Here is an 11912-nt window from a genome sequence, read left to right as displayed (position 1 = left end):
TGCGCAAATTGAACCGGGAAGAAAGATAATAAGATGACCTTATTACGAAGTTTTGCCATTATGGCGGCTATTAATATCGCAGCGGTTCTTGCCTTGTTTTCTTCTTTTTGGATGCTGGAAAGATATGAACGGGATATCAATAGAGCGCACGAAATGCGTTATGCTGCGGAGCAACTAGCAACTTCGTTACGGCAAGATTCCAATATGTTAACCCAATTGGCACGTATCTATGCGAGTACCGGGAATGAAGATTATGTAACACAATATAACAACCTCATGGATATACATATGGGGTTGTTGGAACGTCCTTTGAATTCTCATCGTATTCAATGGGATTTATTACCATACACACAAGAAACGTTTCTTCGGGGAAAACGATTGACCCCGCTTCATGAACTTATTGAAGATAAGGGGTTTAGTGAAGAAGAGCGCGCTGTTTTTATGCAGGCGTCACAGTTAATGGCTGAACGCACAAAAATTGATATGTCTGTTTTTCGGGATTTACGTCTTTTAAAACTAGAAAATGGCCTGAATGACTTTTCTGAGGTTGATTGGTCTATTAGTGGTCGTGCGACCAGATATCAATCAATCGTCTCGAAATTATATGATGATAGATATAATAGCTTGTCTGTGAAGGTTATTGAACCGATCAATGCTTTTCAAATAGCTGTCGAAGAGCGTACTCACAATATAGTTGCTGAACTTTATGAGAAAACGGCTTCTCAAAGATTGCTAACCTATCTGGTCGTCGGGTTGTTGTTCTTAACTTTTGTTGGAAGTTTTTTGTTTATTTATCGCCGTATTATTCAATCGGCGCGTCGTCTTAGAAAAACTTTTTCCAGACTTGCATTGGGAAATACTGAAATTGATATCCCTGATGTTGATCGAACAGATGAGTTCGGGGATATGGCACGTGCATCAGAGAAATTTAAAACAGCTTTAAAAGATTCGATTGATCAAAACTGGATAAAATCTCATGCGCAGGAAATTTCCAATGATTTGCAAGCCGCTGTTGTCATGGGAGAAGCAACGGAAAGTTTTCTTGAAAGACTCATGCCTGCATTGAATAGTCCGGTTGGCGCCTTCTTTTACTTCAATACCGATTATGATCTTTTACAAATTATGGCGTCTTATGGGTATACAAAACGTAAAGGTCAAAAGAATACTTTTGAAGTTGGGGATGGTCTGATTGGGCAGGTGGCCCAAAAGAAGAAACCAATGCTCATTGATCAGTTACCTGATGAATATCGCCATGAGGTTGATACTGGTGTTGGTGGACATCCTGTTAAAGTTCTTTATCTCTATCCGCTGGTTCATAACAATACGCTATATGGTGTTTTAGAGTTTGGCAGTTTTGCAAAATTATCGCAATTACAACTCGCCTTATTAGATACAGTATTACCCGTCGTAGCGGTGTATCTAGAGAATTTAGCCCGTGCTTCCAAAACCGAAAGCCTGTTAGTACGTAGTCAAAATCAAGCAGAAGAGTTGCGTGCCTCTGAAGAAGAATTGCGTGCACAGAGTGAGGAAATTCGTGTTAGTAATGAACAACTTCGTGCACGGACAGAACAGCTGGCGCAAAAAACAACTGAACTTCAAACCTCGGAAGAAGAGCTTCGGGTTGGTAATGAAGAATTATCTGAAAAAACACGTACTCTTGAAGTAAGACAAAAAGAATTAAGCGCCGCGAAGAAAGATGCAGAAATTTTTGCAGAAGAAATGAGGCGCGCTAATCAATATAAATCGCAATTTTTGGCGAATATGTCTCATGAATTAAGAACGCCTTTAAATAGTTTATTGATTTTAGCTCGTATTTTAGCGGACAATAAAAAAGGTAATTTAAATGACGACGATGTTGAGGCGGCGACTATTATTCATGAAAGCGGTCAGCATCTATTAAATCTGATCAATGATATATTGGATTTGTCCAAGACCGAAGCTGGAAAAACAGAGCTATTACCTGAACATGTGCGTTTGGAACAAATTTTTACCCAGATTCGTAATAACTTTGAACCAATTGCAAAGGAAAAAGCTGTCGAGTTTAAATTAACTATGGATCAAGATGTTTTCGAAGAAATTTATATTGATCCGACAAAGTTAACGCAGATTTTAAATAATTTACTATCTAACGCTTTTAAGTTTACAGAAGAAGGTTGTGTCTCTTTTGCAGTCAAGAATGTTAACCGCCAAGATCTTGATCGTGCTGAACTTAATCATGAAGAAAATTATGTAAAATTTGAGGTGTCTGATACCGGAATAGGTATGACATCTGAACAACTTAACACTGTTTTTGACGCCTTTCGTCAGGCGGATGGGAGCACCAGTCGTAAATATGGCGGCACGGGACTGGGTTTAACAATTACGCGTTCTCTATGTGAACTTATGGGAGGTCAAGTTCTTGTTACAAGTAAATCAAACCAAGGTTCTGTTTTTAGCATTATAGTTCCTGTGAATTGTGCCAAGGAGACCGTTAATTCGGATGAATTGAAACAGCTAGCTGCTGCAAATGATGATGCTGAGAAGCGTACAGAGATTGAAACCTTGCCTCAGTCAGAAAAGGAAGATGTCGATGGGCTTGATATGTTACCCGAAGCCACAGACCTTGGTTTTGAAGTTGTTTATCTGACAGATGGTCAAAAACCTTCCGAAGTAGTCGAATTTGATCTTGATGACGACCGGGATATTGTCGCTGTTGACCGTGAAGTGATTTTGATTATCGAAGATGATATTGTTTTTGCAGAGTTACTTTTAAAACAGGTGCGTAGCCGCGGTTTCCTTGGTGTTGTTGCCGCCCATCCTGTAAAGGGCCTCAAACTAGCTCAATTGATCAATCCTGTAGGTATTGTGTTAGATATTAACTTGCCGGATATGGATGGCTGGGAAGTATTGAGAAAGCTAAAATGTGCATCACATCTCCGCCATATTCCTGTTCATATCTTATCAGCCTTAGAGGACCCAGGCGACGCATTTGAAAAAGGTGCGATTGGATATAGTTCTAAACCAGCGAGCCCAGAAATACTAAATGAATTAATAACTAAATTTGTTGATTTAGAACCCTCGACCCGTAAGCGTATCCTATTAATCGAAGATGATTATGCCTCACAAATTGCCGTTGGTCGAGTTATGGAAAGTGGTGATATCACGACTATTGCTGTTGGTAGTAGTGAAGAAGGAATAGAAATTTTACAGAGCGAGCATATTGATTGCATTATTCTTGACTTGGGATTACCCGGTGCAAATGGATTTGAATTTCTAAAAATGGCAAAAGCTGCTCATCAAGATAAGATGCCGCCTGTCGTAGTTTATTCTGGACGGGAACTTGAACGGGATGAGTTGAATTTATTGCACGAATATACAGATAGTGTGGTGATTAAAGGGGCGAGATCTGCGGAACGTTTGCTAAGCGAAGTGACATTATTTCTTCACAGTGTTGAGGCGAAATTGCCTGAACCTAAACAAAAAAGTATAGCCAAGGCAAAAGCAGTATCCAAAAAAGAAGTGGTTGAAAGTACCGGTTTTGGCGGTACTCACGTTTTGTTAGCTGATGATGATATGCGCAATGTATTTGCTTTATCAAAAGTACTGAAGGATTACGGTTGTACAGTTTCAATTGCGAAGAATGGGAAGGTTGCTCTAGAAAAATTAGAGGAGCATGAGGATGATATTGCAATCATCTTAATGGATATGATGATGCCCGAAATGGATGGCCTCGAAGCGATTGGCCATATTCGTAAAAATACCGATTATGAACATATACCTATCATCGCAGTCACCGCAAAGGCGATGGCGGGTGAACGGGAAAAATGCCTGAATGCTGGTGCGGATGAATATCTCACTAAACCAGTGGATATAAGTAAGCTCTCAGAATTAATGGCATCTTTGCTTAAGGAATGAAATCATGATGCTGAATGAAATATATAATGCAGAACTCAATATATTTCTGGAAGCAATAAAGAGTCGTTATGGATATGATTTTACCGAATATGCACGTGGTTCTTTAAAAAGGCGTGTACGGGATTTAAAAGCCGTGATGGGGGTAGAGACCATTGCGGATTTGGTGCCTTATGTTTTTCATAATGAAGAATTTTTGCCCTTAATGTTAGAGCATCTATCTGTACAATTTTCAGAAATGTTTCGTGATCCGCATTTCTATAAAACCTTACGTCAAGAGGCCATACCTATCCTAAAAACCTATCCCCAGATCAATATATGGATTGCCGGTTGTGCGAATGGGGAGGAGGCATATTCGCTTGCCATATTACTAAAGGAAGAAGGTTTGCTTGATCGTGCGAATATCTATGCGACGGATATTTCTGTGAATGCATTGGAAAAGGCAAAGGAAGGTGTATACCCTATTGAAGAAATTGATGTTTATGATGCCAATTATCTGAAAGCCGGAGGTAAAACGCAGCTATCAGATTATTATGTTAGTCGATATGATTTTATGGCTTTGGATCCTTCTTTGAAGGAAAGCATTTTTTTCTCTGAACATAATTTGGCGGTGGATGGCGTATTCTGTGAAATGCATCTGGTACTTTGTCGAAATGTGTTAATCTACTTTAATCGCAAGTTGCAGAATCGTTGTTTGGATTTATTTGATGAAGCACTTATCCGGGAAGGTTTTTTAGGGTTAGGAGAAAAAGAGAGTATTAATCTGTCTAAACAAAGGAAAAACTATTGCCGTTTATCAGATGAAACGCCTTTTTTCAGGAAAAAGGTTGAGTAGGAATTTTTATGAGATACGGGGCTGTTGTAATTGGTTGTTCTATGGGGGGCTTAAGAGTTTTAAGTCAAATCATCCAGAAGCTTCCACATGATTTTAATTTGCCAATCGTTGTCGTTTGCCACATGGATAGTGATTCACCAAGTCTCTTGCCAGAGATTTTAGCTTTGGAAACACCACTACCCGTTCATCAATGCCATTGGGATATGATTTTGGAAGCCGGTCATATATATATCGCACCTCCAGCTTATCACGTATATTTAGAACCGGATTTCAGTTTTTCATTCTCTCAAGACCCGAAAGTAAGTTTTTCTCGCCCGTCAATTGATATTTTATTTGAATCAATGGGGGATGTGTTGGGGCCAAGATTAATTGCTATTCTTTTAACGGGTGCAAATGCAGATGGTGCTTTAGGGCTAAAGCATATTCGTGATTTGGGTGGAATTGCGATTATTCAAGACCCGGAAGTAGCAGAGGCGCGAGCCATGCCTGAGGCTGGGCTGGAAATTGCGGGGGCGGATTTTGTTTTGGAAGATGATGAGATTGTCGAAGCAATAGAAATGCTTGCGAAGAAACACATTCGTGTGGTCGAATATTAATTCTATTTTTATCAAATTGAACAGGTGATCTATGGGGCCTCTTGCAGGGATTAAAATTGTGGAAATGGCTGGTGTTGGTCCTGGGCCGTTTTGTGCCATGTTGCTTTCCGATATGGGGGCAGATGTTATTCGTCTTGAGAGACCAGGTGGCAATAACTTGCTTGGATTAAAATATGACATCTTAAATCGTGGACGTCGTTCTGTAGAGGTGGACCTTAAAACCTTTGAAGGCGTTGAGCGTGTTCTTAAATTGGTCGAAAAGGCAGATGGTTTGATTGAGGGATTTCGTCCAGGAGTTATGGAACGTTTGGGTTTAGGGCCCGATATTTGTCTGGAACGTAATAAGAAGCTTATTTTTGGTAGAATGACAGGATGGGGACAAGATGGTCCTTTGGCCGGTGCCGCTGGACATGACATAAATTATGCGGCTCTGACGGGTGCGCTTCACGCAATTGGGACGAAGGATAGTGGCCCTATTCCACCTTTGAATTTAGTCGCTGATTTTGGGGGTGGGGCCATGTATCTGGCATTTGGTATTGTTTGTGGCTTATTGGAGGCTAAATCTACTGGCAAGGGACAAGTGATTGATGCTGCAATGGTTGATGGTGCCTCTCATATGATGGCCATGGCCTATGCTATGTTCGGCGAAGGTAAATGGGTGGATCAACGCCAAAGTAATATGCTGGATGGGGCTGCGCATTTCTATGGATGTTATGAATGTGAAGATGGGAAATGGGTATCTATTGGCTCAATCGAACCTCAATTCTATGCTTTGCTTCTTGAGAAAGCTGACATCAGTGACCCTGAGTTTGATCATCAAATGGATTTAAAATATTGGCCTCATTTGAAAGATAAATTAACTGCTATTTTTAAATCTAAATCACGTGAAGAATGGTGCGAAATTATGGAGGGCACAGATATTTGTTTTGCACCAGTATTAAGTTTATCGGAAGCCCCAAATCATCCACATCTTAAGGCACGTAATACTTTTGTTGATTTTGATGGTGTTATACAACCTGCGCCTACGCCGCGGTTCAGTCGTACTAAAGTGGCTATTAAATCTTCACCGCCATCGCCGGGGCAACATACCGAAGAAGTGCTTGCTGAATGGGGCATTGATTTATAAGTCTCTTTACCTTTACGTAAAGGTTATGCATTATTTTAAGTAATCTAAGGATAAATAGGGTGCATCATATGCGAATGGAAGATATAAGGCGGGTATTAAGCGTCGGGTTTCATGCAACAATGGGATATGACGTTATTCAAGATACGAATGGGCGCTGGATGGTCACATTAGATGTATCTGAGCGTCATTTAAATCAGTATGGTGTGGCGCATGGCGGTGTAGCATTAACAGTGATGGATGCAGCTGGTGGTATGGCACTTTATGCGAAACGTGATGATATTCAGCGTATGGCAACTATTTCCATGTCACAGAATTTTTTATCTTCTGCCAAGCCCGGAATTATTCTTGGAATTGGTGAGGTAGAGCGTATGGGAAAGGCTGTGGGCTATTCATCTATGCGTCTGTATCAAGATGAAATTGGTGGCGAATTGATCGCCACCGCTCAAGGAGCTTATCGACTCTTTATTAAAGAGTAGTTCGATTAGTCTGATTTTGTCAGCTCTTTCATAAATGCTTTTGCTGATTCATCCAAATTACCTGCTGCTTCATTAAGGTTGCGAGATCTACTATAAAGTTGATCGGATGTTGCCTGAGTTTTAGCGGCAACGTCCTGCATCGCAGTAATGTCACTTATAACTGAATCTGCATGACTAACAGCTATATTGATTGTTTGCATAATGGTATCTGTGACAGACGTTTGTTCTTCTACGGCGATAGCGATCGCAGCTGACTGATCATTAATTTCTTCAACGGTTTGAGTGATTTCAGTAATAGCATTCACTGATTTTTCTGCAGCCAGACGAATTTCATTCACCTGGGCAGAGATATCTTGGGTTGCTTTGGCTGTTTGCCCAGCAAGATTTTTTACCTCACCCGCCACAACGGAAAATCCTTTGCCAGCTTCACCTGCACGGGCAGATTCAATAGTCGCATTAAGTGCTAGTAGGTTTGTTTGATCTGCAATCTCGGTGATCAATTTGACAATCTCACCAATTTTCACTGTTGCTTCGTGTAGTTCTGCTACATCACTGTCAGTTTGTTGCGCTGTCTCAACTGCGCTTCGTGCGATAGAAGCAGATTGGTTGACTGAATGTCCTATCTCACCGATGGAACTCGCAAGCTCATTAATTGAGGTGGAAACTTGAGAGATATTGCTTGAGATTTCATGGGTTGCACTTGCTGCGTGACCACTTTGTGTTGAAACCTGATCTGCAATAGTTGCCATGGCTTTGGCTTCAGGGTTAATAGCAGCTGCTTCACTTGTAATGATTTCTACTTGCCCTTGAACGGAAGCTTCAAAAGTTTGTTCTAATTCCAGAACTGCTTCGTTTCTTTTTTCAACAGCAGCTTCTTCAGCCAAAGAGAAATAAACAGCCAGACGAATGTTAAGATCCAAATAGATTAGGCTGTTAATAGCATTTAATGCTTCCGTTAATGCTCTTTTTCGTAAACCATATACTTTCACCGCAACCGCACAAATATCGCTCGCAAGGTAAGAATAGTTTCCCATCAGCCAACGGGGGCGAAAACCTTGTTTAGATTGATTTCGACCAACGTTTACAGCGTTATTGTAATATTCTTCATCAACTTTACCTGAAAATAATGAAAGCCAATGTGATGAGATCGTTTTTTGGAAGTCACCGTTTTTCACCGAAGTTTCCATGACATCTTTGAGCCCATCAACAGTCATCATATGTTTGGCTAATCGATCTACAATTTCCGGCATATGTTTTTTGAGATGTGGGTGAAATCTTTTTGCCGCCTCAATTGTCTGAGGTGTAATTCCTTGTGCTTGCATGCGACTATACAAGTCTGATTTTGCGTCAATTCCCATGTGAATGGCACTACCTGTTTATAGATTTGGTTTTTCTTATAAGCGGAGTGTAGTGAGGGAAAAAAGACCTGACAACCATAAAAGAAGCAGCGGAAAAATTTATCCCACTGCTTCTAAAATATTCAACTACCTTGTGTAGAAATTAGTCTGCAATAATTCGATTAAAAGCACATGTAATAGCTCTTAAGGATGCAGATACAATGTTCGGGTCGCGACCAACACCATGTAAAGTTTTACCATCAGGTCTACGCATTTCTATATAGGCAACTGCTGTCGCATCGGCACCGCTGCCTGTGGCGTGTTCTGAATAGTCCAGTAACTTAGCTTCAATGCCGGTTTCTGCTTTCATTACATTCATATAAGCGTCAACTGGGCCGTTACCTTTACCTAGAAGTTCGACTTCTTCGCCATTCTTGGTGACCGTCGCAGTAATTTCTCGTACCTCACTTGCATGTGTATCTGGTACAGTCCTGTGGCTTACGAAACCATAAGGTGTTGTGTTATTTAGATATTCGGAGTTGAAGGTGTCATAAATATCTTGGGAAGTAACTTCTTTACCTGAAGAATCTGTTACCTTTTGTACAACGCCGGAAAATTCAATCTGTAATTTACGTGGCATACGAATTCCATGATCGGTTTCCATGATATAAGCAACACCGCCCTTGCCGGATTGCGAGTTAACGCGAATAACAGCTTCATAACTTGCGCCGACATCTTCGGGATCGATCGGCAAATAAGGAACATCCCACATATCACTATTTGCTTGCTCAATAGCATGTAGGCCCTTTTTAATCGCATCCTGATGACTGCCAGAAAAGGCTGTAAAGACCAAGTCACCCGCATATGGATGACGTGGATGAACGGGTAATTGGTTGCAATATTCCACAGCTTTTACGATTTCCGGCAAGTTATGGAAATCAATGCCTGCATCTACACCTTGAGAAACCAAATTCATACCTAATGTGATTAAGTCAACGTTACCTGTACGTTCACCATTACCAAATAAGGTGCCTTCAATGCGGTCGCCACCAGCTAATAAAGCAAATTCAGCTGCAGCGACACCTGTACCACGATCATTATGTGGATGAATGGACAAAATTACAGCTTCACGGTTCTTGATGGTGCGGTGGAAGAACTCAATTTGGTCTGCATATACGTTCGGTGTGGAAACTTCTACTGTCGCAGGCAAGTTCAAGATGATTGGATCATCTTTAGTTGGTTCCATCACTTCCATCACGGCTTCACAGATTTCTACTGAATAATCTAATTCCGTTTGTGTGAAGCTTTCAGGCGAGTATTCATAACGAACATTCATGCCCTTAGCACGGGCTTCATCGCCTAAAGTCTTCACCAATTTCGCACCTTCGACAGCAATATTTTTAATGCCATCGCGATCTTGTTTGAAGACGACGTTGCGCTGAATAGTAGAAGTTGAATTGTAAAAGTGCACGATAACATTTTTCGCACCTTCTAAAGCTTCGAAAGTACGACGGATCAAATGTTCACGACATTGCACTAAAACTTGCACAGTAACATCGTCAGGGATTTTTCCTTGATCTATCAATTCACGACAGAAATCAAAATCTGTTTGCGATGCAGATGGAAAGCCAATTTCAATTTCTTTATATCCCATCTTAATCAATAGATCATACATACGATGTTTGCGATCAGATCCCATTGGTTCGATTAGGGCCTGATTACCATCGCGCAAATCAACACTGCACCATGTTGGGGATTTATCTAAAGTTTTGCCTGGCCATGTGCGATCGTCCAATTTTACGGGTTCAAATGGTTTATATTTATGAACCGGCATGACGGATGTAGACGCTTGTGTCATTTTGCAATCTCCTGCGGGGTTGGTACTTATTGAACCCCTTATTGTGTGGCTTGGCTACGATTGTAACGCGCCTGCCAATAAATTTGAATTTTGTTTACATGATCTCACAGCAGAAATACAGCCATCGGATGCTGTTTTTTTAATTTTTCCGATGGCCGCATCATAGTCGCAGCGCACGCCATCCGCGTGCATGAGCTTCAGGCATATGAATTGTACCTGCAAAAGGAGAAGAGATTATAAAATTTTGAATTGAAATTTTCATTTTGGGCCGATTAAGAAAACTGGAAGTTAGGGAATAGAATAGTAAGCTCAGAACAATTATGCGCTGAGTAGAAGGAGCCCTAGTAGCAGTTTATATGTCATAGTCTTAATCATGGGTTAAACGCTATGGTCAATTTAGGGGCGGGTCAAGCAGTTATTTTCTATATGGTGAAATTTTGATAAATTTTATTTGTTTTTGTAAGGAATTAAAATTAGAACCAAAGTTATAAGGAAACGCAGAAGCTAATACCTGAAGCTATTCTTATTACAAGAATAGTGAGAGAAAGATCGGGAAGATATGGGGAAGCCTTCAATATTCTATGTGATCACCAGCCTTAATCGAGGCGGGGCAGAGACGCATTTATGGCGTGTCTTGCCTGACTTAAAGGATAAAGGTTACGATATCTCCATTATTACTATCCGTGAAAAAGGTGAATTAGCAGAGAAATTTGAAGACAAAGGCATCCGTGTATTTGGGCCTTTATTGAAATATCCAAAACCCAATGTTGGTGACCATATTTGGGGCCCAAGCATCAAGTTACCGATTATGTCTCGCTTTGGCAGTCGGTTATGGTATCTAATTCGAATGTTGCAACTATGCCTTTGCTTAATGATAAGACGTCCGGACGTGATTCATTTCTTTCTACCAGAGGGATATTTAATTGGTGGGATAGCGTCTATTTTTGCCATGTTGCCAAATAGAGTGATGAGCCGCCGAAGCCTCAATATCTATCAAAGTAAATATCCAGCAGTTGTTCGAAAATTAGAATTGATATTGCATAAAAGGATGAAGCTTATCCTTGGTAATTCTAGGGAAGTGGTGAACCAACTAATTTCTGATGAAAGCTGTGACCCAACCAAAGTCAAATTGGTTTATAACGGTATGAGAAGCCCCAAATTGCGCGGAGACAATATACGTGCCCAATATAATATTGATTTGGACGATGTTGTGTTTACTCAAGTTGCAAATTTAATTCCCTATAAAGGCCATGAAGATTTAATTCGTGCCTGCGCGACATTGCCAAAAGATAAACAATGGAAGCTTTTGATCGTTGGTGCGGATAGAGATAGATATCGCGAAGTTTTAGAAGCTCTTATTTTAGAGATGGATATTAAGGATCGTGTGATTTTAACAGGAGCCAGTGAGGCCATCGCAGATATTTATGCTGCTTCTGATATAGGTGTATTAGCCTCCCATGAAGAAGGTTTTTCGAATGCTATCTTGGAAGGTATGGCTGCACAATTACCAATGGTCGTGACGAATGTTGGAGGCAATGCGGAAGCAGTTTTAGATCAGAAAACGGGGGTGGTCGTGCCGCCTCATGCGCCAAATGAACTAGGCCAAGCTTTAAAGATGTTATTGGATAGAACGGACCTGCGTGAAATATATGGAAATGCGGGATTAAAACATCTAGAAGAAAGTTTTTCCCACGAAATATGTGTAGATACATATGATCGATTATATCGAGAATTGATTAATGGTTAAGCTTGCAAAATGCCTATAGAAGGCGCATCTATATCTTATAAATACA

Annotated in this window: 8 protein-coding genes; 6 read left to right on the top strand and 2 right to left on the bottom strand. The window is 40.7% G+C overall.

The features are described from left to right. The first annotated feature begins 33 nt into the window (after positions 1 to 33). From E1160_RS12595 to E1160_RS12575, 5 genes are all read left to right on the top strand, one after another. Positions 34 to 3894 carry a response regulator gene (locus E1160_RS12595; RefSeq protein ID WP_155155697.1) on the top strand — a complete coding sequence of 1287 codons (3861 nt, stop codon included), beginning with the start codon at positions 34 to 36 and terminating at the stop codon, positions 3892 to 3894. A 4-nt stretch (positions 3895 to 3898) separates the two neighbouring features. Continuing rightward, positions 3899 to 4726: a CheR family methyltransferase gene (locus tag E1160_RS12590; protein ID WP_155155695.1), complete on the top strand. Its 828-nt coding sequence runs from the start codon at positions 3899 to 3901 to the stop codon at positions 4724 to 4726. Between the two features lie 8 nt (positions 4727 to 4734). After that, a complete protein-coding gene (locus E1160_RS12585) occupies positions 4735 to 5322 on the top strand; it encodes a chemotaxis protein CheB (RefSeq protein WP_155155694.1) in 588 nt (195 codons plus the stop codon). Positions 5323 to 5353: 31 nt separating this feature from the next. Continuing rightward, positions 5354 to 6448, top strand: a complete 1095-nt coding sequence (locus E1160_RS12580) for a CaiB/BaiF CoA transferase family protein (protein WP_155155692.1) — start codon at positions 5354 to 5356, stop codon at positions 6446 to 6448. Positions 6449 to 6516: 68 nt separating this feature from the next. Beyond that, positions 6517 to 6924 carry a PaaI family thioesterase gene (locus tag E1160_RS12575; protein WP_155155690.1) on the top strand — a complete coding sequence of 136 codons (408 nt, stop codon included), beginning with the start codon at positions 6517 to 6519 and terminating at the stop codon, positions 6922 to 6924. A gap of 5 nt (positions 6925 to 6929) precedes the next feature. Here the strand turns inward: E1160_RS12575 and E1160_RS12570 are convergent, their stop codons facing one another. Further along, positions 6930 to 8282 carry a globin-coupled sensor protein gene (locus E1160_RS12570; protein ID WP_155155688.1) on the bottom strand — a complete coding sequence of 451 codons (1353 nt, stop codon included), beginning with the start codon at positions 8280 to 8282 and terminating at the stop codon, positions 6930 to 6932. A gap of 142 nt (positions 8283 to 8424) precedes the next feature. Next, a complete protein-coding gene (gene leuA, locus E1160_RS12565) occupies positions 8425 to 10119 on the bottom strand; it encodes a 2-isopropylmalate synthase (protein ID WP_155155686.1) in 1695 nt (564 codons plus the stop codon). Positions 10120 to 10678: 559 nt separating this feature from the next. Between leuA and E1160_RS12560 the strand changes: the two genes are divergently transcribed. Then, on the top strand, positions 10679 to 11866 hold the full coding sequence (locus E1160_RS12560) for a glycosyltransferase (RefSeq protein ID WP_155155684.1): 1188 nt from the start codon (positions 10679 to 10681) through the stop codon (positions 11864 to 11866). Positions 11867 to 11912 lie beyond the last annotated feature (46 nt).

Origin of the sequence: Curvivirga aplysinae (assembly GCF_009711445.1) — a bacterium.
Taxonomy (GTDB): Bacteria; Pseudomonadota; Alphaproteobacteria; order UBA8366; family Aestuariispiraceae; genus Curvivirga; species Curvivirga aplysinae.
This window is presented reverse-complemented; position numbering and strand designations above follow the sequence as displayed.